This window comes from Lactococcus petauri, from assembly GCF_023499275.1.
GTDB classification, from domain to species: Bacteria; Bacillota; Bacilli; order Lactobacillales; family Streptococcaceae; genus Lactococcus; species Lactococcus petauri.
Map to the genome: position 1 here is coordinate 65,213 of NZ_CP094882.1, position 21,811 is coordinate 87,023.

The 21,811-nt window shown below is 39.4% G+C and carries 21 protein-coding genes and 1 tRNA gene; 17 read left to right on the forward strand and 5 right to left on the reverse strand.

Features of this window, described 5'->3' with window-relative positions; genetic code table 11:
* Window positions 1-161 precede the first annotated feature (161 nt).
* Window positions 162-1,955 carry a heavy metal translocating P-type ATPase gene (locus lgb_RS00325; RefSeq protein WP_019293240.1) on the forward strand — a complete coding sequence of 598 codons (1,794 nt, stop codon included), beginning with the start codon at window positions 162-164 and terminating at the stop codon, window positions 1,953-1,955.
* Window positions 1,956-1,965: 10 nt separating this feature from the next.
* On the opposite strand, the gene lgb_RS00330 is transcribed toward lgb_RS00325, so the two are convergent.
* Window positions 1,966-3,234, reverse strand: coding sequence for a replication-associated recombination protein A (locus lgb_RS00330; protein WP_249663225.1), 1,269 nt, complete (start codon window positions 3,232-3,234; stop codon window positions 1,966-1,968).
* Window positions 3,235-3,256: 22 nt separating this feature from the next.
* Entirely contained in the window at window positions 3,257-3,730 is a 474-nt protein-coding gene (locus lgb_RS00335; protein WP_019293239.1) for a GNAT family N-acetyltransferase, read from the reverse strand.
* A 136-nt stretch (window positions 3,731-3,866) separates the two neighbouring features.
* On the opposite strand from lgb_RS00335, the gene lgb_RS00340 reads away from it, so the two are divergent.
* From lgb_RS00340 to ptsP, 11 genes are all read left to right on the forward strand, one after another.
* Window positions 3,867-4,331, forward strand: a complete 465-nt coding sequence (locus tag lgb_RS00340; protein ID WP_017368678.1) for a DUF3013 family protein — start codon at window positions 3,867-3,869, stop codon at window positions 4,329-4,331.
* Window positions 4,332-4,355: 24 nt separating this feature from the next.
* A complete protein-coding gene (gene prmA / locus lgb_RS00345; RefSeq protein WP_019293238.1) occupies window positions 4,356-5,309 on the forward strand; it encodes a 50S ribosomal protein L11 methyltransferase in 954 nt (317 codons plus the stop codon).
* 2 nt (window positions 5,310-5,311) lie between these two features.
* A complete protein-coding gene (locus lgb_RS00350; protein WP_019293237.1) occupies window positions 5,312-6,067 on the forward strand; it encodes a 16S rRNA (uracil(1498)-N(3))-methyltransferase in 756 nt (251 codons plus the stop codon).
* Between the two features lie 124 nt (window positions 6,068-6,191).
* Entirely contained in the window at window positions 6,192-8,417 is a 2,226-nt protein-coding gene (locus lgb_RS00355; RefSeq protein ID WP_003133614.1) for a RelA/SpoT family protein, read from the forward strand.
* Window positions 8,418-8,471: 54 nt separating this feature from the next.
* Entirely contained in the window at window positions 8,472-8,921 is a 450-nt protein-coding gene (dtd, locus tag lgb_RS00360) for a D-aminoacyl-tRNA deacylase (protein WP_019293827.1), read from the forward strand.
* A gap of 17 nt (window positions 8,922-8,938) precedes the next feature.
* On the forward strand, window positions 8,939-9,550 hold the full coding sequence (locus tag lgb_RS00365) for an HAD family hydrolase (protein ID WP_019293826.1): 612 nt from the start codon (window positions 8,939-8,941) through the stop codon (window positions 9,548-9,550).
* Between the two features lie 122 nt (window positions 9,551-9,672).
* On the forward strand, window positions 9,673-10,293 hold the full coding sequence (locus lgb_RS00370; RefSeq protein WP_019291927.1) for a lysophospholipid acyltransferase family protein: 621 nt from the start codon (window positions 9,673-9,675) through the stop codon (window positions 10,291-10,293).
* Window positions 10,294-10,392: 99 nt separating this feature from the next.
* On the forward strand, window positions 10,393-12,966 hold the full coding sequence (gene secA, locus lgb_RS00375) for a preprotein translocase subunit SecA (RefSeq protein ID WP_019293825.1): 2,574 nt from the start codon (window positions 10,393-10,395) through the stop codon (window positions 12,964-12,966).
* A 99-nt stretch (window positions 12,967-13,065) separates the two neighbouring features.
* A complete protein-coding gene (locus lgb_RS00380; RefSeq protein WP_019293824.1) occupies window positions 13,066-14,094 on the forward strand; it encodes a 3-deoxy-7-phosphoheptulonate synthase in 1,029 nt (342 codons plus the stop codon).
* A gap of 156 nt (window positions 14,095-14,250) precedes the next feature.
* Entirely contained in the window at window positions 14,251-14,517 is a 267-nt protein-coding gene (locus tag lgb_RS00385) for a phosphocarrier protein HPr (protein WP_003133620.1), read from the forward strand.
* Window positions 14,517-16,244 carry a phosphoenolpyruvate--protein phosphotransferase gene (gene ptsP, locus lgb_RS00390; RefSeq protein ID WP_003133622.1) on the forward strand — a complete coding sequence of 576 codons (1,728 nt, stop codon included), beginning with the start codon at window positions 14,517-14,519 and terminating at the stop codon, window positions 16,242-16,244. The genes lgb_RS00385 and ptsP overlap by 1 nt, the downstream gene beginning before the upstream one ends.
* A 121-nt stretch (window positions 16,245-16,365) precedes the next feature.
* Here the strand turns inward: ptsP and lgb_RS00395 are convergent, their stop codons facing one another.
* From lgb_RS00395 to lgb_RS00405, 3 genes are all read right to left on the reverse strand, one after another.
* Window positions 16,366-16,665, reverse strand: coding sequence for a YbaB/EbfC family nucleoid-associated protein (locus lgb_RS00395; protein WP_019291923.1), 300 nt, complete (start codon window positions 16,663-16,665; stop codon window positions 16,366-16,368).
* Between the two features lie 152 nt (window positions 16,666-16,817).
* A tRNA-Leu gene (locus lgb_RS00400) sits at window positions 16,818-16,903 on the reverse strand.
* Window positions 16,904-16,986: 83 nt separating this feature from the next.
* The gene (locus lgb_RS00405; protein ID WP_249663226.1) at window positions 16,987-17,922 is read right to left on the reverse strand and encodes an alpha/beta hydrolase; all 936 of its coding nucleotides are present in this window, start codon (window positions 17,920-17,922) and stop codon (window positions 16,987-16,989) included.
* A 369-nt stretch (window positions 17,923-18,291) separates the two neighbouring features.
* Here lgb_RS00405 and rnpA point away from each other — a divergent pair, with 369 nt between their 5' ends.
* The 5 genes from rnpA to lgb_RS00430 all read left to right on the forward strand — a co-directional run bounded on the left by rnpA (window position 18,292) and on the right by lgb_RS00430 (window position 21,724).
* On the forward strand, window positions 18,292-18,660 hold the full coding sequence (gene rnpA / locus lgb_RS00410) for a ribonuclease P protein component (RefSeq protein WP_019291921.1): 369 nt from the start codon (window positions 18,292-18,294) through the stop codon (window positions 18,658-18,660).
* Window positions 18,657-19,472, forward strand: a complete 816-nt coding sequence (locus tag lgb_RS00415) for a YidC/Oxa1 family membrane protein insertase (RefSeq protein ID WP_003133626.1) — start codon at window positions 18,657-18,659, stop codon at window positions 19,470-19,472. The genes rnpA and lgb_RS00415 overlap by 4 nt, the downstream gene beginning before the upstream one ends.
* Before the next feature lie 24 nt (window positions 19,473-19,496).
* On the forward strand, window positions 19,497-20,408 hold the full coding sequence (gene jag / locus lgb_RS00420; protein WP_019293820.1) for an RNA-binding cell elongation regulator Jag/EloR: 912 nt from the start codon (window positions 19,497-19,499) through the stop codon (window positions 20,406-20,408).
* A gap of 120 nt (window positions 20,409-20,528) precedes the next feature.
* Window positions 20,529-20,663: a 50S ribosomal protein L34 gene (gene rpmH / locus lgb_RS00425; RefSeq protein ID WP_003135255.1), complete on the forward strand. Its 135-nt coding sequence runs from the start codon at window positions 20,529-20,531 to the stop codon at window positions 20,661-20,663.
* A 149-nt stretch (window positions 20,664-20,812) separates the two neighbouring features.
* Window positions 20,813-21,724, forward strand: coding sequence for an aldo/keto reductase (locus lgb_RS00430; protein ID WP_019291919.1), 912 nt, complete (start codon window positions 20,813-20,815; stop codon window positions 21,722-21,724).
* Window positions 21,725-21,811: the final 87 nt, after the last annotated feature.

Genomic DNA, 21,811 nt, shown 5'->3' on the forward strand with positions numbered 1-21,811 from the left:
ATAGTTAAGAAAGTTGTAACTTATAAAATAAAAGCTCAGTTCTTCGGAATCAAAGTGCGACAAGGATTATTTTTCTATCCCGAGCAAATCAGTGTTCGATGAAAACTATTTTGAGTCAAACAGGGCAAAGTTTCAGGAAATTTATTTTATAAGGAGAAAACATGAAAAACTGGCAAAAACTTGTTTTAGTATTTTTCATAGCAGCTGCGTCTATTTTGGCTCAGTTTGCTTTTAATGCACCTTTGGTAGCGCGTTTTATCATCACTGTTGCAGGTGGTATTTTAGCATTGTCAATGTTTATTGAGATGGTTAAAACGCTACGTAAAGGAAATTATGGTGTTGACTTACTCGCAATTACTGCGATCATTGCAACACTATTGGTAGGAGAATATTGGGCCTCATTAATCATTATTTTAATGTTGGTTGGAGGTGAAACGCTTGAGGATTACGCAGCGGGACGTGCCAATCGTGAATTGTCTGCCCTGTTGCAGAAAACACCAGATATTGCCCATGTCATGCAAGAGGGTAAAGTCGTCGACATGGACTTAGATGATGTTGAGATAGGGGCACATCTCTTGATTAAGCCTATGGAAGTTGTGCCTATCGATGGGGTTCTCCTTTCAGAAGCAGCTATTCTGGATGAATCCTCTGTTACGGGTGAAACTAAACCGAATGAGTTACAACAAGGGGATGAAATTCTTTCAGGTGCAATTAATGGCAGCTCCAGTATCGAAATCCGCACAAGTGTTGCAGCAAGTGAATCCCAATTTCAAAAAATCGTTGCTCTTGTTCGTGAAGCAGAAGCAACGCCGGCAAATTTTGTACGTTTAGCAGATCGTTACGCTGTGCCATTTACGATTATGGCCTACATCATTGCAGCTGTTGCTTACTTTATCTCTGGTGACCCTGTCCGTATTGCAGAAGTATTGGTGGTCGCAAGTCCTTGTCCTTTGATTTTGGCTGCGCCCATTGCTTTTGTCTCAGGAATGAGTCGTTCCTCAAAAAATGGTTTTTTAATTAAAAATGGAACCATCATTGAGAAACTTGCAACAGCCAAGGCAATTTTCTTTGATAAAACGGGAACAATTACCGATGGTAAAATCGAAGTAGATACCATTGTTCCAGCAGAAGGAATATCGCAAGAAGAGTTACTCAATACTGTTTACACCATCGAAAAATCTTCCACTCACATCTTGGCCAAGGCTGTTTCAAGCTATGCAGAGTCACATAATGTCCAAAGTCTTGCATTAGAAAGCCTCAGTGAGGTTGCAGGATTAGGTGTGACAGGGCAAATTAATGGTCAATTAATTAAAATCGGGCGTGCAAGTTTTGTGGGCGCACCAGAGGGGTTAGATTTTGAAACAGCTTTTTATGTGTCACGTGATGGCCAATATATCGGTGCAGTAACCTTCTCAGATACTTTACGTGCCAATGCTCCCGCTGTGATTAAAGATTTACGTCAAGCAGGTTTTGAGAGCATTACGATGCTGACAGGGGATAATGCTCGTGTTGCCGATAAAATTGCAGCACAAGTAGGGATTACCGAGGTTTACAGTAGTATGTTACCAGAAGAAAAGCTTGCCAAAATCCAAGCTTCAACTATTCATCCGACAATAATGGTTGGTGACGGTGTCAATGACGCTCCAGCCTTAACACTTGCGGATGTCGGTATTTCTATCGGGACAGGAAACAATACTGTCGCTAGTGAAGCAGCTGATATTGTGCTTTTGAAAAATGATTTGTCTTCCGTGACAAAAGCAGTTCATATTAGTCGTGATACATTAACCATTGCGAAACAATCGGTTTTGATTGGGATTATCATTTGTGTCATCTTGATGTTAATTGCTGCTACAGGGCTTATTCCGGCAATTATCGGTGCTCTTTTCCAAGAGGTTATTGATGTTGTTTCGATTCTTTATGCTTTAAGAGCCTTGAAGGGATTTAAGAATAAGTAATAAAAAATCGTCAGTTTTGACGATTTTTCTTTTGGTTTTCGATCCATTTCTTACGTTCATTTAAGGCCCATTCGTATTTGCCCATCTTATCAGGGTGGAAGTAATCTGCTTTTCGCAGTTTATCGGGAAGATAATCCTGCTTCACCCAATGTTCTGGGAAATTATGTGGGTACTTATAACCCTCGCTCCGCCCAAGATCCTTAGCTCCCGCATAGTGCCCATCTTGCAAGTGCGCAGGAATGGGAAGATTTCCGTATTTTCCTAAGTCTCCTATTGCCGCATCCAGAGCCATATAAGCGGCATTGGACTTAGGGGAGAGGGCAAGGTCAATAACGATATTTGCTAGCGGTATCCTTGCCTCAGGAAACCCTAATTTTTCTGCAGCTTGTAAACCTAACATTGTATGAACAGCGGCTTCTGGATTGGCAAGACCGATGTCTTCATAAGCCATTACTGTCAATCTTCGTGCCAGACTTTGAAGGTCTCCACCTTCAATTAGGCGTGCAGCATAGTGTAAACTTGCGTTTACATCAGATCCGCGGATTGATTTTTGTAAGGCGCTAAGCAGGTCATAATGAGCATCGCCATCTTTATCAAAACTTAGTGCTTTACGTTGAAGTGAGTTTTCCATATCTTCCAGGGTTACATGATGGTTTTCGGAAGATAAGACGGCAAGTTCCAAAGCATTGTAAACCGCGCGTAAATCACCGTTGGTTGAGTGCGTGAGGAAGTAAAGAGCATCATCGTCAAGAGTAACAGGGAATTTAAAGCCTCGTTCCGTATCTTCAAGGGCAAGGTTTACAGCATTCTGTAAATCATCACTTTCTAGAGGCTTTAACTCAAAAATCTGCACACGACTACGGATGGCAGGCACAACACTAAAATAAGGGTTTTCCGTAGTAGCGCCAATTAAGATAATTTGACCATTTTCTAACAGAGGCAGGAGAAAATCTTGCTTAGGTTTATCCAGACGATGAATCTCATCTAAGAGAAGAACCAGTTGTCCAGAAAATTCCGCCTCAGCGGCAATTTCTTGTAGCTTTTTCTTGCTGTCTGTTGTCGCATTAAAACTACGAAAAGCGGCATTCATGGTGCCAGCAATAGCAGAGGCAATGGAAGTTTTACCAATTCCCGGAGGGCCGTAAAGAATCATGGAAGTCAAAAGTTTTGTTTCGACCATCCGGCGAATGATTTTTTTAGGGCCAACAAGATGAGATTGCCCAATAATCTCGTCAATATTACGCGGTCGCATTCGGCGAGCTAAATTTTGATGTGTCATATAAAGCGGTTCTCCTTACTACCTAGAGATAATAGGCGTAAATTAAGCTGTCAACATAGAGACCATCAATGAAATACTCTTTTTTGAGTCGCCCTTCAAGTTGAAATCCTAGACGCTCGTAGAGAGCTACTGCTGTAGGGTTGCTTGACATTGCATTGATGGTAATCTTTTCATATTTTTCGGTACGTGCTTCGTGGATAAGATGTTGGATAAGCTGAGTCGCAACACCTTTTCCTCTTGCTTCTTTTACAGTCATTACACCGAAAGTAATTACATGTGAACCAAATTCAGACTTGTTGCGGGGACCGTAATCTAAAACACCCAAAATAACACCCTCTTCTTCCGCAAGAAGATAACGTGTTCCCTTCAATATTTTCTTCATTATTTTCTCAGCAGAGCTGTTGATGACAAAGGGTGTGGATTTTAAAGTCCAGTTTTGATTTTCGATTTTAGCCACATAAGCGAAATCATGGGGTTCGATAGGTCTGATTTTCATATATTTCTCTCTAGAGATAATTTTTATTTCTGTTATAATTATAACAGAAAAGTATTACGACGTTTAAACTCCCAATTGCTATTTTAATTCGAAGCATTGGAGAGGAAATTGCTTGTAACAGAAAAAGAGGTAGAAAATGGCAAAGTACGGGTTTTTAGATATTTTAGATGAAGAATTGAGCAAGAATTTCAGTTATGATTTTGAGATAAATTGGGATAAAAGAAATTTCGCTGTCGAAGTTAGCTTCCTTTTGGAAGCTGCAAATCCAGAAGGCGTTGTTCTTTCGGATGCAGATGGTGTCGAGTCAGAAGAAAATGTACTTTATGAAGATGCTGTGATTTTTTATAATCCGAACAAGTCGAAGTTTTCAGAAGAAGACTATTTAGCAGGTGTGGCTTATTCAGACAAGGGCTTATCTCGTGAATATATTGCTTACTTTGTTGAGTTCTTACAAGAAACAGCGGATGAAGGTTTAGATGCTTTGATAGATTTCTTAAATTCCGATGAAGAAGAATTTATGCTTGAATTTGATCAAGAAAAATTTGAAAAAGGTTTGGAAAATCTTGAGGAGACAACTTTTTTCAAGTATCCTCGTTATTAATATAAGGAAGAGAATAGCAATAATATGAATAATTGGAACAGTATCACCGTACGCATCATTCGTGCAGCGGAAGAAGCAATCAGTAATATTTTAGTTGAAGCAGGATCAGCAGGAGTCGAAATTAACGACAGTGCAGATTATCTTAATCACAAGGACCTTTTCGGAGAAGTGCTTCCTCAGGTAGAACAGTCAGAAATGGTGGAAGTGACTGCTTATTATCCGGAAAATATGCCAATTACTGAGCTCAAGTCAGATATTGAACAAAAGGTAAATGCTTTAGCAGGAAGCTTTGACGTGACCAACGTTGAAGTACGTACAAATAATCTTGCAGAACAAGATTGGGCAGATGCTTGGAAAAAGTATTTTGAACCAGCTCGTATTACTCATGATTTGACGATTGTCCCAAGTTGGACAGATTATACTCCACAATCTTCAGCGGAGAAGCTGATTCGCCTTGATCCAGGGATGGCTTTTGGTACAGGTACGCACCCAACAACAAAAATGAGTCTTTATGCTCTAGAACAAATAATTCGCGGTGGCGAAACGGTCTTGGATGTAGGTACAGGTTCCGGTGTGCTCTCTGTAGCTAGCGCTTATCTTGGCGCAAGTGAAATTCATGCCTATGATATTGATGAAGTTGCTGTGCGTGTAGCACGTGAAAACATCGAGCTTAACCCAAATACGGATAAAATTTCAATCTCAGCCAATAATTTATTGGAGGGTATCGAGCAACAAGCAGAAGTTATCGTAGCAAATATCTTGGCAGATATTCTTGTACTTATGACTGACGACGCTTTCCGTCTCGTCAAAGATGAAGGTTATTTGATTATGAGTGGTATCATCGCTGATAAGGCAGATAAAGTTATTGCATCCGCAGAAAATGCTGGTTTCTTCCTTGAAACGCGTATGACTCAAGGTGAATGGAACTGTGTGATTTTCAAAAAGACAGAAAACCGTGAAGGGGTAATTGGCGGTTAAGTATGGCAAATCAATATTTTGTGTTCAAAAAGCAACCAGAAATTGGTGAAGACTTTACTATTGACGATAAGGCAGCTGTTCATCACATTTTTACAGTCATGAGGACGAGTGTGGGGGAGAAGATACAGCTAGTTTTTGAAGAGGGGAAAGTGGGCCTTGCCGAAGTTGTTTCTAGCGAGCTATGTACGGTACGTTTATTAGAGGTACTGGAAGTGCAAACGGAACTTCCAGTTCACATTACTGTAGCGCTTGGTTTCCCTAAAGGCGATAAATTAGAATTTATCAGTGAGAAGGCAACGGAACTTGGCGCAAGTGCAATCTGGGCTGCGCCCTTCAAATGGTCTGTGGCCAAATGGGACAGCAAAAAGCTTGCTAAAAAGAAGGAAAAATTAGATAAAATTGTATTGGGTGCTGCAGAACAATCTCGCCGTCAAATATTGCCAGAAATCTGTTTTTTTGAAAAACTGTCTGAACTGGTTGCTACATTTTCTCAATTTGACCAAGTTTTAATTGCTTATGAAGAATCTGCTAAAGCAGGGGAGCAAGCGAAGTTGGCTCAAAGTATGGCGAGTTTAAAACCAGGCCAAAAAGTTTTGCTGCTTTTTGGACCAGAAGGTGGTATTGCACCGGAAGAGATTGCGCTATTTGAACAAGCAGGTGCAGAGATTGTCGGGCTTGGACCGCGTATTATGCGTGCTGAGACAGCACCGCTCTACGCCTTGTCGGCCTTTTCAACTTACTTTGATTTGTTGAAATAAACCGAACAAAGAGACGAAAACTCGCGCTTTAAGGACTAAAAGCGTAAATTTATAGGCAGAAATGTGTTAGAATAGTAAAAATATATCAAGGAGGAAAGTGGAGCTACTTCACAGGAAATAAAATATGCCCTCAGAACCAAATCTTACCGGAGATCAAGTGGTTAAACTTGCTTCCGCATACATGAATGAAAAAGATATCTTGCTGGTACGTAAAGCTTTACAGTGTGCATCAATAGCTCACGCTGAACAGTATCGTGCAAGCGGAGAACCTTACATTATCCATCCTATCCAAGTGGCGGGAATTTTAGCTAAACTACAGCTTGATGCAGCAACTGTATCGGCAGGCTTTTTGCATGATGTTGTTGAAGACACTAACTTTATACAGTCAGACTTGGTGGAACTTTTTGGTGAAGAGATTGCGAATATTGTTGATGGAGTAACGAAGCTTGGTAAGGTAGAATACAAATCGCATGAAGAACAACTTGCGGAAAATCACCGTAAGATGTTGATGGCCATGAGCAAGGATATTCGAGTTATCTTGGTCAAACTTGCCGACCGTCTTCATAATATGCGCACTCTCAAAAATCTCCGACCAGACAAACAAAAACGTATTTCAAGTGAGACTATGGCGATTTATGCGCCGCTTGCACACCGCTTGGGTATTGGAAGCATAAAATGGGAACTTGAAGATCTCTCTTTCCGTTATCTTAATGAAACAGAGTTCTATCGTATCCGCGGCTTAATGAACGAAAAACGTGCAGCGCGTGAAAATTTAGTGGAAGAAGTGATTGAGAAGCTAAATGAGCGTATGAAAGATGCACAAGTTGACGCTGAAATCTATGGGCGACCAAAGCATATCTATTCTATTTATCGTAAAATGCACGATAAGAAAAAGCGTTTTGATGAAATTTATGACCTTATTGCCATTCGCTGTTTGACAAACTCGACAAGCGACGTTTACACGACACTAGGGTATATCCATGATTTATGGAAGCCGATGCCTGGGCGTTTCAAGGACTATATTGCTAACCCTAAAGCTAATGGTTACCAGTCTGTTCACACCACTGTTTACGGACCTAAGGGGCCGATGGAATTCCAAATCAGAACCCATGAGATGCATCAGATTGCTGAGTACGGGGTCGCAGCACACTGGGCTTACAAGCAAGGGCGTAAAGCTAAAGTTGACGTTCATGAGATTTCGGAAACACTAAATTGGATTAACGAATTGGTGGAACTTCAAGAACAATCAGGAGACTCCGCAGAGGAATTTGTTAAAGCAGTTCAGGAAGATATTCTTGGCGACAAAATTTATGTGTTTACACCAACAGGAGCAGTTCAGGAATTGCCAGCTGGCTCCGGTCCTATTGACTTTGCATATGCTATTCATACGCAAGTGGGAGATCATGCAACAGGTGCGAAGATTAACGAGCGGATGCAACCGCTGAATTATGTTCTGAAAACAGGCGATAAAGTAGAAATTATTACTTCTAAAACTTCATTTGGACCAAGTCGTGATTGGATTAAACTCGTTAAGACCAATAAGGCCCGTAACAAGATTAAGCAATTTTTCAAGAGCCAAGATAAGGAACTCTCTATTCACAAAGGCCGTGAAATGCTGCAAACGGAACTTGCAGAGAATGGTTTCACACCGAACCAATATTTGGATAAAAAACATCTGGACGAAGTACTTGAAAAATTAAGTTATCGGGACAGTGAAGCCCTGTTTGCTGCAGTTGGTTTTGGTGAAATATCAGCAACTTCTGTATTCAATCGTTTGACAGAAAGTGAGCGCCGTAAAGTTGAGAAAGAAAAGCTGAAAGCTGAATCTGAACAACTAATGAAGGGCGAAGTCAAACGTGAAAACAAAAATAAAAATGTCATGAAAATTCGCCATGATGGTGGTGTGAGTGTTTCTGGCGTTGATAGTATGTTGGTGCATATCAGTAAATGTTGTAACCCTGTGCCAGGGGATAAGATTGTCGGCTATATCACTAAAGGTCGAGGGGTTTCCATCCACCGCGCAGACTGTAAAAATGTTCGCAGTCAAGAAGATTATGAAAAACGTCTGATTGATGTAGAATGGGATGATTCACAACACCTTACTAAAGAATACGTGGCCAATATCCATGTGTATGCGTTTAATCGTCCGAATCTGCTTAATGATATCGTTCAAGTGTTGTCTAATACAACAAAAAGTTTGATCTCAATTAATGCTCATCCAACAAAGGATAAAAAAATGGCCAATATCCATCTTTCCATTGGAATAAAAAATCTATCTGATTTGACTTTGATTGTTGATAAGATTAAGATGACACCAGATGTCTATAGTGTTAAACGGACCAATGGTTAATATAAAATAGCAAAAAATTGTCCTTTTGGATAGTTTTTTTGTTAAAATTAAATTATGAAAATAGTAATCCAAAGAGTTAAAGAAGCTTCAGTAAAAATTGAAAATAAAATCAGAAATCAAATCACATCTGGCCTATTACTTCTTGTCGCAGTAGAAGATTCAGATACAGATTTTGACTTAGATTATGCCGTACGCAAGATCAGTAAAATGCGTATTTTTTCAGATGAAAATGGCAAGATGAACTTATCTGTACAAGATATCTCTGGCGAAGTACTTTCTATTTCACAGTTTACACTCTATGCGGATATTCGCAAAGGAACGCGACCAAGTTTTTCGCAAGCGGGGAATCCAGCATATGCAGAAGCGATGTATCTTAAATTTAATGAAAAGCTTAACCAGATTGTCCCGACTAAAGCAGGAGAATTTGGTGCAGATATGGAAATCAGTTTAATTAATGATGGACCAGTAACAATAATTATTGATACAAAAAATGCGCGAAAATAGAAAGCAGAGGAAAATCGATGACAGTTAAAAATATCATTTTTGATCTCGGCGGTGTAATCCTTGATCTAGATTTTGAAAGAATGACGCAGCAATTCTACAAATTAGGTATTCCAGATTTCGAAGATTATTTCACCTTGAAAAAACAGGTGGATTTTTTCGAAGCTTTGGAGTTGGGACTCATTACACCAGAAGGATTTTGTGACCGTCTTCGAGAAGAAGCAAAAGTCGATGTGGATAATGAGGCGATAGAAGAAGCTTGGAATCTTATTTTGAAAGATTTTAGTTCAGAGCGGATGAATTATCTGGAAAGAATTTCTGAAAAATATAACATTTTTCTCTTTTCAAACACTAACAGTATCCATGCAAAATGTTTTGAAAAAAGATGCTTAGAGCAAACGGGAAGAACTTTGGAGTCTTACTTTAAACAGGTGTTTTATTCACATAGTTTACACCTGAGAAAACCAGATATGGTTGCATTTAAAGAGGTTTTAGAACGCTCTGGTTTACAGGCAGCGGAAACTTTGTTTATAGATGATAATTTAGCTAATATAGTAGGAGCACAGAAGGTGGGGCTCCAAACAATTCATCTCCAAAAGCCTCAGACCATTCTCGACTTAGAAATTGATTAGCGTCAGGTCAATTGATAAATAAAAACTCCAGAAGGAGTTTTTTTGCTTTTCTGACTAGCCAAATTGAAGTAAATAGTATAAAATTTATAAAGCTAAATATTTTTAGGAGTATTCTATCAGTTATGTTTTATATATTTTTACGCGGTTTAGTTCGCTTTTTACTTTTCATATTTAATGGTAAGGCTACATACCATCATACGGAACGCATTCCAGACAAGTCTGAGAATTATATTTTGGTAGCGCCACACCGCATGATTCTTGATCCTGTTTATATGGCTTTTGCAACACGTCCAAAACAGTTTATCTTTATGGCCAAGAAAGAGCTTTTTAAAAATCCTTTTTTTGCGTGGTGGATTAAAAAATGTGGGGCCTTCCCAGTCGATCGTGAAAATCCTGGACGTGAAGTCATTCAGTATCCAGTAAAGATGCTAAAAAAATCAGACAAATCTCTCATCATGTTTCCAACAGGTTCACGGCACTCCAACGAACTCAAAGGCGGTGTTACAATTATCGCTAAAATGGCTAAAGTTCGGATTGTTCCTGCGGTTTATCAAGGTCCTTTATCAATGAAGGGTATTTTTAAGCGTGAAAAAGTACAATTGAATTTTGGGGAACCTATTGATATTTCAGATATTAAAAAAGCAAATGCTGAAGGTATCGAAGAAGTAAATCGGCGTTTGGAAGCTGCATTTGCTCAACTCGATAAGGAAATTGATCCAAATTACAAATACGTTGCTAAATGATACAGCTGTATTGATATTTTTGAGGTAACTATTGGAAAAAACCTTTAAAAATGCTAAAATTAAGGAAATATCCCTTATTGGATAGTAAACGGAGAATACATGGCAAATATTATTAAAAAATTAGTAGAAAACGACAAAAAAGAGATCAAAAGATTACATAAAATGGCTCAAAAAGTCGAATCATACGAAGAAGAAATGGCTGCCCTTGCAGATGAGCAGCTGCAGGCCAAAACAGAAGAATTTAGAGAACGTGCAGCTGCCGGTGAGAGTCTTGACGACATGCTGTATGAAGTTTTTGCTGTCTGCCGTGAAGCAGCAAAACGTGTCCTTGGTCTTTTTCCTTTCCACGTGCAAATTATGGGGGGGATTGTCCTCCACAATGGTGACGTTCCGGAGATGCGTACTGGTGAAGGTAAAACTTTGACAGCTACCATGCCAGTTTATTTAAATGCGATTTCTGGCAAAGGTGTACACGTAGTAACAGTCAACGAGTATTTGACAACACGTGATGCAACCGAAATGGGTGAATTATACAACTGGCTCGGTTTGACTGTTGGACTTAACCTTAACTCTAAGTCACCAGAAGAAAAACGTGAAGCATATAACTGTGATATTACTTATTCGACATCATCTGAGCTTGGTTTCGACTATTTGCGTGACAACATGGTCACTCGTTTTGAAGATATGGTACAGCGTCCGCTCAACTATGCTCTTGTCGATGAGGTTGACTCAATCTTGATTGATGAGGCGCGCACACCATTGATTATTTCAGGTCAAGCAGAGGGCTCTTCTGCGCTTTATTACCGTGCAGATCAGTTTGCTAAGACTCTGGTTGGTCGTGAAGATTATGAAGAGGGCGATGACTATAAGATTGACTTGCAATCTAAAACTATCTCACTCACAGATGAGGGGATAGATAAAGCAGAACGTTTCTTTGATATTGAAAACCTTTATGACATGGAAAATGTTGCCTTGACTCACTTTGTGGACAATGCACTCCGTGCCAATTATATCATGCTTCATGACATCGATTATATGGTTGATGATCAACAAGAAGTCTTGATTATTGACCAGTTTACAGGTCGGACAATGCCTGGTCGTCGCTATTCTGATGGTTTACACCAAGCGATTGAAGCCAAAGAAGGTGTGCCGATTCAAGATGAATCTAAAACCATGGCTTCAATTACGATTCAAAACTACTTCCGTATGTACAAAAAATTGTCAGGGATGACTGGTACAGCGAAAACGGAAGAAGAAGAGTTCCGTGAAATCTATAATATTCAAATTATCCCGATTCCAACGAACCGCCCAATCCGACGTGTGGACCATCCAGACTTGCTTTATCCAACCCTTGAAGCAAAACTAAATGCTGTCTTGGATGACGTGAAGAAACGTCATGCTGAGGGACAACCTATTTTGATTGGTACTGTGGCTGTTGAAACTTCTGAGATTATTTCGAAAAAATTGGTCGAAGCTAAAATCCCGCATGAAGTTTTGAATGCGAAAAACCACTTCCGTGAAGCACAAATCATTATGAATGCAGGTCAACAAGGAGCGGTAACCATTGCGACCAATATGGCTGGTCGTGGTACAGACATCAAGCTTGGCCCTGGTGTTAAAGAACATCCAAATCCAGAATATCAAGGTCTTGCGGTAATCGGTACTGAACGTCATGAAAGTCGTCGTATCGATAATCAGCTCCGTGGACGTTCTGGTCGTCAAGGGGATGCTGGTGTCTCTCAATTTTATCTTTCACTTGAAGATGATTTAATGAAACGTTTTGGTTCCGAACGCGTTTCTGCCTTCCTTGATCGTATGCGTATCAGTGGTGATGATGCCGTCATCAAATCTGGCTTAATCACACGACAAATCGAAGGTTCACAGAAACGTGTCGAAGGAAATAACTACGATTCACGTAAACAAGTCTTGCAATATGATGATGTGATTCGTGAACAACGTGAAGTTATTTATGCACAACGCCATGAAGTGATTGTGGCGACTGAAGATATGACACCTGCTCTGTATGGTATGTTTAAGCGTACAATCGATCGCCAAGTTGATGGCCATGCAGCAACAGGGGATCTTCAAGAAGAAGCAAATCTGCTCAATCTTTATGAAACTGTTGAAAATACAATGCTTTCAGCGGATGTCTTTAGCATTGAAGATCTTCGTGGTAAAAGCCCACAAGAAATTAAAGATTTTCTTTTTGAAAAAGTTAAAGAACATTATGCAACACAAATGGAACGCTTGGGCGATAAAGAGCGTCAGATTGACTTCCAACGTGCTGTTATCCTTCGTGTAGTAGACAACAATTGGTCTGAGCATATCGATCATTTGGATCAAATGCGTCAGTCTGTAGGCTTACGTGGTTATGCACAAAACAACCCGATTGTTGAATATCAAGAAGAATCACACAAAATGTTTAATAACATGATTGGAGCTATTGAGTTTGAAGTAACTCGTTTGATGATGAAAGCTCAAATTCATCCGCAAACCGCTGTTCAAGAACAAGCACCGCGTGTAACTGTAACGGCTTCACAAGAAAACTTGACAAATGTGGGACAATCCTCTGCAGAAGGTATTGATTTCAGTAAAGTTGGCCGTAATGACATGTGTCCATGTGGTTCAGGTAAAAAATATAAGAACTGTCATGGTCGCGTTCACACAGCTTAGATAAAAAAGTGATAAAATAGACGAAACACCCTAACTTAGGGTGTTTCATTTTTCTAAGTTGATAAATACAAAAGATATCAATAAATTGAAAGGAGAAAGATGTCTTTCAAAATAATAAGCCCAGAGATAAATGTTGATGCAGTCAAAATGCTGGGCCACCTTGATAGCGAACAACATCAGCGAAAAGAAGCAAGAGACAGAGAATTAGAAGCAATTATCAAAGGTGAAGATTCCCGGCTTTTATTAATTATTGGTCCTTGTTCCTCGGACAATGAAGCAGCTGTTCTGGAGTACGCACATCGTTTGGCTAAACTCCAAGAAAAAGTAAAAGACAAGATTTTCATGGTAATGCGTGTTTATACAGCGAAACCGCGAACAAACGGGGAAGGTTATAAAGGAATCATTCATCAACCAGATGCAGCAGGTGAAGCTGATCTTATCAATGGTATTCGTATGGTACGTGATCTTCACTATAAAGTTATTACACAAACTGGACTGACCACTGCTGATGAAATGTTGTACCCAGAGAACTTGCCTTTAGTAGATGATTTAGTTTCTTATTATGCAGTTGGCGCCCGCTCAGTGGAAAATCAGCAACATCGCTTCGTGGCTTCTGGTATTGATGCGCCAACGGGGATGAAAAATCCAACTTCTGGTAATATCAAAGTCATGCTAAATGGCATTTACGCAGCACAGCAAGAGCAAGACTTTCTCTTTGGCCGTGCAGAAGTTCAAACTGCAGGGAACCCTTTGGCACATGCCATTTTACGTGGGGGGCAGGACGAGCATGGTAAAAATCTTCCCAATTACTATACGGATAATTTGCAGGAAGTCATTGCAAATTACGAAAAAATGGGCTTAAAGAATCCCTTTATCATTGTGGATACCAATCATGATAACTCTGGGAAGAAATATATGGAGCAAATTCGAATTGTACGACAAACTTTAGTTAATCGTGATTGGGATGAAAAAATACGCCGTTATGTACGTGGCTTTATGATTGAGTCGTATTTAGAAGATGGACGTCAAGACCGACCGGAAGTGTTTGGAAAATCAATCACGGATGCTTGTCTTGGTTGGGAGAAAACAGAGGCCTTGATTCAGGAGATTTATCAAGCGGAAATATAATAATTTCAGAGGATAAATAAAAAAGCCGAAATGATGAAGATAATTTAATGAAAAAATGATTGCAAACCTTTTCACTTTGTAGTATAATGTTAAAGTATAGATATGCTGAACAAAAAGGCATTATCGAATAAAAATTGAAATAAGGAGATTCCAAAAATGGCATCTAAAGAATTCCACATCGTTGCAGAAACTGGTATCCACGCACGTCCAGCTACATTGCTCGTTCAAACAGCTTCTAAATTCACTTCAGAAATTAACCTTGAATACAAAGGTAAATCTGTAAACCTTAAATCAATCATGGGTGTTATGTCACTCGGTGTTGGTCAAGGCGCTGATGTAACTATCACTGCTGAAGGTGCTGATGCTGATGACGCATTGAGCACAATCGCTGAAACAATGGTTAAGGAAGGTCTTGCTGAATAATGACATCTATGCTTAAAGGTATCGCTGCATCATCAGGTGTAGCCGTAGCGAAGGCATACTTGCTTGTTCAACCTGATTTGTCATTTGAGACAGTGACTGTTGAGAATATCGAAAATGAAGAAGCTCGTCTTGATGCAGCTCTTGCTGCCGCTCAAAGCGAGCTTCAAATCATTAAAGATAAAGCAGTAGATAGCCTCGGAGAAGAAGCTGCAGCCGTATTTGACGCACACATGATGGTTCTTGCAGACCCAGATATGACCGCTCAAATCAAAGCTACTATTGAATCTAAAAAAGTTAATGCTGAAGCAGCCCTTAAAGAAATCACTGACATGTTCATTGCTATCTTTGAAGGTATGGAAGACAATGCTTACATGCAAGAGCGCGCTGCCGATATTAAAGACGTTACAAAACGTGTAATGGCAAACCTTCTTGGTGTTAAATTGCCAAGCCCAGCTTTGATTAACGAAGAAGTGATCATTGTTGCTGAAGACTTGACACCATCAGATACTGCACAGCTTGATAAGAAGTACGTTAAGGCCTTTGTTACAAACATTGGTGGACGTACATCTCACTCAGCAATCATGGCACGTACGCTTGAAATCCCTGCTGTATTGGGTACAAACAATATCACTGAACTTGTTTCTGAAGGTCAACTTATGGCTGTATCAGGTTTAACAGGTGAAGTTGTTCTTGATCCAACTCCAGAGCAACAAAGCGAATTCCACGCAGCTGGTGAAGCGTATGCGGCACAAAAAGCTGAATGGGCTGCTCTTAAAGATGCTGAAACAGTAACAGCTGATGGTAAACACTTTGAGTTAGCTGCAAACATTGGTACACCTAAAGATGTTGAAGGTGTTAACGACAATGGTGCGGAAGCTGTTGGTCTTTACCGTACAGAGTTCCTCTATATGGATGCTCAAGACTTCCCAACGGAAGAAGATCAATACGAAGCTTACAAAGCAGTACTTGAAGGCATGAATGGTAAACCAGTCGTTGTTCGTACAATGGACATCGGTGGTGACAAAACATTGCCATACTTCGACTTGCCAGAAGAAATGAATCCATTCTTGGGTTGGCGTGCTTTACGCATCTCACTTTCTAATAGTGGTGATGCAATGTTCCGCACACAACTTCGTGCACTTCTCCGTGCATCAGTTCACGGTACACTCCGTATCATGTTCCCAATGGTTGCATTGGTTACAGAATTCCGTGCTGCTAAGAAAATCTACGACGAAGAAAAAGCTAAATTGATCGCCGAAGGTGTTCCAGTAGCTGAAGGTATCGAAGTAGGTATCATGATCGAAATCCCAGCAGCAGCAATGTTGGCTGACCAATTTGCGAAGGAAGTTGATTTCTTCTCAATTGGTACTAACGATTTGATCCAATACACAATGGCTGCAGACCGTATGAATGAACAAGTTTCATACCTTTACCAACCTTACAACCCGTCTATCCTTCGCCTTATCAACAATGTTGTTAAAGCTGCGCATGCAGAAGGCAAATGGGCTGGTATGTGTGGTGAAATGGCCGGTGATCAAACTGCTGTTCCACTTCTTATGGGTATCGGACTTGATGAATTCTCAATGTCAGCAACATCTGTACTTCAAACACGTTCATTGATGAAACGTTTGGATTCAACTAAGATGGAAGAACTTTCAAACAAAGCTCTTACTGAATGTGCAACAATGGAAGAAGTTGTCGCACTCGTTGAAGAATATACAAAATAAGAAAAACGCGAAGAAATTCGCGTTTTTTTGTATTTTAAGAATGATCAAAGTCCCTATTTTCGATTTTTTTATTCTAATTAATAAGAAGAATAAAATAAAAAAGCCTTCAGAGGCTATTTTATTAGAAGGGGAGTCCTTTAGAGAACTTACCTAGTTTTTGTTCAGTAGTTTTTTCGATTTGAGTGAGAGCATCGTTTACAGCATCTGCAACCAAATCTTGCAATGTTTCAGGATCTTCAGGGTCAATCACATCACTCTTGATTGTCAAGTTTGTTAATTTACGATCACCAGAAAATTCAGCGATTACTAAATCTTGTGCTGCTTTACCAAAAAAAGTAGTGTTGGCAATTTCTTCTTGTGAAGCTTGCATTTGTTTTTGCAATTTTTGTGCTTGCTTCATCATGTTTTGCATATTCATCATCGTGGTTTATTATCTCCTTGTTTCAAGACTTAAGTGCCTTGAGTATTGCAAATATATAGTTTCTTGATGTCATTATTATACCATTTTTGTGAATGATTTTGAAGCAGATGAGAAAACAAAAAAACGTCTAATTACTAGACGTTTAAATAATATGCGGAAGGCGGGACTTGAACCCGCACAGCCAAGATAGGCCACAGGATCCTTAATCCTGCGCGTCTGCCAATTCCGCCACTTCCGCGAATTGGTACTTTAATATAATACCATTTTAGGAAGGGGAATGCAAGAATAAACTGTAATAGGGTGTTTAGCACTGTAAAATAATCAATCGTTATAGTTTTTCAGAAATTTTTCAACAGATTGACGGTAAAGTTGAGGATTTGTCTCAAAGGCCTTGGCATGTGCAGCACCTTTAATCAAAAGCATTTCCTTTGGTGTTCCTGTCTTGACTGCTTGGTAGTTTTCCTTAAGCATTGACGTAGGCACATAAGTGTCTGAATCGCCGTGGATAAGGAGGATAGGGCGATTGTTTTGAGAGAGTGCTTGTGTCGCACTTGCTTCTTTTAAAAACCAACCTTGGCGCACTTTATTCATAGCGGATAAACTATAGACAAGGGGAAATGGCGGAATATTGTAGGTCGATTTGGCTTGATAGGTAATTTCCGACCAAACATCAGTATAGCCACAATCTTCGATAATACTGTTGACAGAGCTAGGTAATTCTGTCTCACTTGATGCCATCATAACAGTTGCAGCTCCCATAGAAAGTCCAAATAAAGTAATACGACTTTCAGGGTTTTCTTGTATTAATTTTTTTGACCAGGCAATCACGTCTTTTTTATCGTAGTAACCATAAGTAATGAGCTGACCTTCTGAGGCTCCAGCAGCACGATTGTCAGGCATAAGCACATTATAGCCTAAATCATGGAAGAGTTGTCCATATTGGCGCATCGCTTCTTTATTTTGGCGAAAACCGTGGACAACAATAACTGTTTTATTTGTTTTATGTTCCGCTGGGATGTACCAAGCATTGAGCTTTAAGCCACCATTTTCCATGGTAAGTGTTTTTTTATTCAGCTTATCAAATTGTGTGACGAGAGGATAATTTTTACTTGATGCTTGAACTTGGCCCACGGGAGCGTCATTACGGACATAGGCAACGGAGTAGAAATAATAAGTAATCCCCAAATCAACGAGCAGCAGTAGGCTTAAGATGCTAATTGTCCATAAAGCGAAAATTTTCTTTTTACGTTTTTTCATCGCATTATTATACCAAATTTTTTAAAGAAAATAGGAATAATATTACCTAAGAGACATAACGCTTATACCAATAAATATGATTTTGTATGAAAAAACCTTCCCACAAGAGCCAACAAATGTGTGGGAAGGAAAAGGAGTAGTCGGGAATCAAAGGGGATTGATTCTTTGAGCCATTATGTTTAGGGAAGCGAAATGAAGATCACTTTATTGGCTCTTGGCTACATCTATCTTTTATTTACCTTTATTCTAACATGGTTTTGAGCTTATAAGTAATGATATGCAACAAAAATTAAAGCTAAAAAAGCGCTTTCTTGGAAAAAAGTGACTTTTCCTCTACTTTGTGTTAAAATAATGGAGATAATTTTTAGTATGGGAGAGAGTGGCTTGGCTATAAAAAAGACCTATCGTGTAAAACGCTCGAAAGACTTTGAACAAATATTTTTAGCGAAAAATAGCTTTGCCAATAAGAAATTTGTTGTATATAAACTCGATACTGAGCAACAGCATTTTCGTACAGGGATTTCAGTAAGTAAAAAGATTGGAAATGCGGTCACACGGAATCGTGTGAAGCGACTCATTAGACATGCAGTAGCAGAGTTTTCTTCTCATTTAGAAGACGAAGATTTTGTGATTATTGCACGTCCAGGAGTCGAAAAACTCAGTTTTGATGAAGTAAGAAAAAATCTCAAGCATGTATTGAAATTGTCTAAAATTTATAAAGATGGAGAAAAGAATTGAAAAAGAAAATAACTTTGCTTTCGATGGCAAGTGCTTCTTTACTCTTATTGGCTGCCTGTGGACGTTCTGAGGTCACACAACATTCAACAAACTTTTGGGAACAGATAGTTTATGGATTTGCTCAGGTTATTCGTTTCTTGTCATTTGGTGGTATGACAGCTGTTGGTATTATTTTATTTACCTTGATTATTCGTGCGGCACTTTTGCCTTTGATGAATATTCAAATCAAGTCTAGCCAAAAAATGCAGGAAATTCAGCCTGAAATTAAAAAAATACAAGCGCAATATCCAGGTAAAGACGTGGATTCGCGTCGTAAAGTTCAAGAAGAAACACAAGAACTTTACGCTAAAAACAAGGTAAATCCTTATGCAGGATGTTTACCACTCTTAGTGCAAATGCCAATATTATGGGCGTTGTACCAAGCTTTGACACGTGTAGATTTCTTAAAGCACGGAACTTTCCTCTGGTTTAATATCGGAGATAAAGATCCAACATTTATCTTGCCAATTTTGGCAGCACTCTTTACATTTGCTAGCTCATGGTTGACAATGAAATCAGCCCCTGAGAAAAATGCAATGACAAGTACGATGACATTTGCTATGCCAGTGATGATTTTTGTTTTTGCGATCAATGTCGCAAGCGGTGTTGCTCTTTACTGGGTAGTATCAAATGGTTTCCAAGTCTTACAAACTTTGCTTATTGCCAATCCCTTCAAAATAATCGCAGCGCGTGAAGCTAAAGCCCAAGCGGAAAAGGATAAAGTAAAAGCACGTGAGAAGGCATTAAAGAAGGCTTTGAAAAATAAAAAGTAAATCAGGAGATAGGAGTTTTAAATCATGACTATTTTTACTGGGAGAACAGTTGAAGAAGCAATAGAACGCGGCTTATATCGTTTAGGTGTAAAGCGTGAGAATGTGCATATTCATGTAAAACAAAAAGAAAAACGTGGTTTTTTAGGATTTGGTAAAAAACGAGCCCTCGTAGATATAGAAGAAATCAAAGAAGAAACCATTCGTAAAGCGGATCGATTAGCAGAACGTGGTGTGGAAGATATCAACCTTGGTGTGCCTAAAGCACAGTCTGCTATGGAAGCAACTCTTGAGTTAAGCCAAATTGTTAAAGCTGTACGTGCAGCTGAAAAAGAACAAGAAGGTCAATTAACTCCAGAAGAACGTGAAGTTATAATTGAAGAAGTTAAAGCAGACATTGCTCAAAGCAAAGATCCGCTTCCAGAAGTTGAGGTTCCTGAGAAGGTAAAAGAAAAAGCTAAGGCTGTACCGATGGAATTAACTGCTGAGGAAACAGAGTTTGCGGATAAAATTTCGACTTACTTAACAAATATTACCTCTGAAATGGGTATTGCGATCACTGTAAATGTAGCAAAAGAAGGAACTCTGATTGTTTTTAACTTAAATTCGAATCAAGATGCTTTACTCATTGGTAAACATGGGAAGATTTTGCAAAGTTTACAAACCTTGGCTAAAGCTTATGCTAACAGTATTTTAAGTACCCGTATAAATATTGCTGTCAATGTTGGGGATTATCATGAAAAGCGTAAAGCATATATTACCAGCTTGGCGCATCGTGCAGCAGAACGTGCTCGTTCTGGTGAAACTGTCTATATTAATGATTTACAGTCGAATGAACGCAAGATTGTGCATACAATTATTTCGAAAGAAGAAGGTGTTTCTAGCCATTCTGAAGGTAATGAATACAATCGTTATATCACCGTTACAAAAGAAATTTGACATTTGCGATGATTTGGTGTAGAATATTTTAGTATGCTTTAAGCACAGAAATGAAAGAAAGGAACACCGCAAGAACGGTGGAGCTACTTTCCCAAGTGAAGTAGCCCAGGGATTTAACAAATGAAACGTACTTACCAACCACATAAAAAACCTCGTAAGACTACTCACGGATTCCGTGCACGCATGGCAACTAAAAACGGACGTCGTGTACTTGCAGCTCGTCGTCGTAAAGGACGTGCTTCACTTACAGTTTAATTGTAAAAAAGGATTCTCACCCTCGGGTGGGTTTTTTCTTTTGGAAACATGATTCATAAAAAGGAACAAAAATAACTCTTGGAAAAGTAAAGCGTTTACTTTTATTGTGATATAATGAATTTATTGTAAAAGAAGAGGAGTTTTTGTTAATGAAAAAAATTCAAATTGCCGATATGCAAGCTTCACAAATTATCTTAGGCTGTATGCGTATCATAGAACCAGGAAAGAACCCTGTCAAAGTTATTGAAACAGCTTATGAAAATGGTATTAACTTTTTTGATCACGCGGATATTTATGGTGCTGGACAGTGTGAAACGGTTTTTGCCGAGGCTTTGGCGCAAACCTCTATTCGACGGGAAGACATTTATCTCCAATCGAAATGCGCTATCCGCCCAGGGGTTGCCTTTGATTTTTCAAAAGAACATATTATCAAGTCGGTAGAAGGCTCTTTACAACGGCTACAGACGGATTATCTCGACACCATGCTCTTGCACCGCCCCGATACGCTAATGGAGCCAGAAGAGGTCGCAGAGGCCTTCTACGAGCTCGAGAAATCTGGAAAGGTTCGCTATTTTGGAGTTTCCAATCAAAATCCGATGCAAGTGGAGTTACTTAAAACAGCAGTGAAGCAGCCGTTACTTTTTAATCAGCTTCAATTTGGCTTGAAGCATACTGAAATGGTTGATGCAGGTCTCAATGTGAATATTCCTAATCAAGCCAGTCATATGCAAGATGGTTCAGTACTAGAGTATTCCCGGATAAATAAGATGACGATTCAAGCTTGGTCTCCTTTCCAACATGGATATTTTGATGGTCCTTTTGTTGGTAATGATAAATTCCCAGAATTAAACAAAAAGCTTGAAGAATATGCTGAAAAATACAATCTTACCCCTTCAGGGATTGCTATAGCATGGATTAACCGCCATCCAGCGCGTATGCAAACAATAATTGGTACGATGACGGAACGACGAATCGAGGAAGTAACAAATGCCAGTGATCTGGTTCTCAGCCGTGAGGAGTGGTATGACTTGTATATGGCAGCTGGAAATATTCTCCCTTAAGCCGGTAAATTTATAGTTTAGCATTGAGTGATAAATGGTCGTCTAGAGGGCCATTTATTCTAGCTACTAGACGAAATAGATTGAATT

What these genes read in the sequence shown, in the direction of transcription:
- lgb_RS00325 (WP_019293240.1), top strand. Translation starts at nt 162, where the DNA reads ATGAAAAACTGGCAAAAACTTGTTTTAGTATTTTTCATAGCAGCTGCG.
- lgb_RS00330 (WP_249663225.1), bottom strand. Translation starts at nt 3,234, where the DNA reads ATGACACATCAAAATTTAGCTCGCCGAATGCGACCGCGTAATATTGAC.
- lgb_RS00335 (WP_019293239.1), bottom strand. Translation starts at nt 3,730, where the DNA reads ATGAAAATCAGACCTATCGAACCCCATGATTTCGCTTATGTGGCTAAA.
- lgb_RS00340 (WP_017368678.1), top strand. Translation starts at nt 3,867, where the DNA reads ATGGCAAAGTACGGGTTTTTAGATATTTTAGATGAAGAATTGAGCAAG.
- prmA (WP_019293238.1), top strand. Translation starts at nt 4,356, where the DNA reads ATGAATAATTGGAACAGTATCACCGTACGCATCATTCGTGCAGCGGAA.
- lgb_RS00350 (WP_019293237.1), top strand. Translation starts at nt 5,312, where the DNA reads ATGGCAAATCAATATTTTGTGTTCAAAAAGCAACCAGAAATTGGTGAA.
- lgb_RS00355 (WP_003133614.1), top strand. Translation starts at nt 6,192, where the DNA reads ATGCCCTCAGAACCAAATCTTACCGGAGATCAAGTGGTTAAACTTGCT.
- dtd (WP_019293827.1), top strand. Translation starts at nt 8,472, where the DNA reads ATGAAAATAGTAATCCAAAGAGTTAAAGAAGCTTCAGTAAAAATTGAA.
- lgb_RS00365 (WP_019293826.1), top strand. Translation starts at nt 8,939, where the DNA reads ATGACAGTTAAAAATATCATTTTTGATCTCGGCGGTGTAATCCTTGAT.
- lgb_RS00370 (WP_019291927.1), top strand. Translation starts at nt 9,673, where the DNA reads ATGTTTTATATATTTTTACGCGGTTTAGTTCGCTTTTTACTTTTCATA.
- secA (WP_019293825.1), top strand. Translation starts at nt 10,393, where the DNA reads ATGGCAAATATTATTAAAAAATTAGTAGAAAACGACAAAAAAGAGATC.
- lgb_RS00380 (WP_019293824.1), top strand. Translation starts at nt 13,066, where the DNA reads ATGTCTTTCAAAATAATAAGCCCAGAGATAAATGTTGATGCAGTCAAA.
- lgb_RS00385 (WP_003133620.1), top strand. Translation starts at nt 14,251, where the DNA reads ATGGCATCTAAAGAATTCCACATCGTTGCAGAAACTGGTATCCACGCA.
- ptsP (WP_003133622.1), top strand. Translation starts at nt 14,517, where the DNA reads ATGACATCTATGCTTAAAGGTATCGCTGCATCATCAGGTGTAGCCGTA.
- lgb_RS00395 (WP_019291923.1), bottom strand. Translation starts at nt 16,665, where the DNA reads ATGATGAATATGCAAAACATGATGAAGCAAGCACAAAAATTGCAAAAA.
- lgb_RS00405 (WP_249663226.1), bottom strand. Translation starts at nt 17,922, where the DNA reads ATGAAAAAACGTAAAAAGAAAATTTTCGCTTTATGGACAATTAGCATC.
- rnpA (WP_019291921.1), top strand. Translation starts at nt 18,292, where the DNA reads ATGGGAGAGAGTGGCTTGGCTATAAAAAAGACCTATCGTGTAAAACGC.
- jag (WP_019293820.1), top strand. Translation starts at nt 19,497, where the DNA reads ATGACTATTTTTACTGGGAGAACAGTTGAAGAAGCAATAGAACGCGGC.
- rpmH (WP_003135255.1), top strand. Translation starts at nt 20,529, where the DNA reads ATGAAACGTACTTACCAACCACATAAAAAACCTCGTAAGACTACTCAC.
- lgb_RS00430 (WP_019291919.1), top strand. Translation starts at nt 20,813, where the DNA reads ATGAAAAAAATTCAAATTGCCGATATGCAAGCTTCACAAATTATCTTA.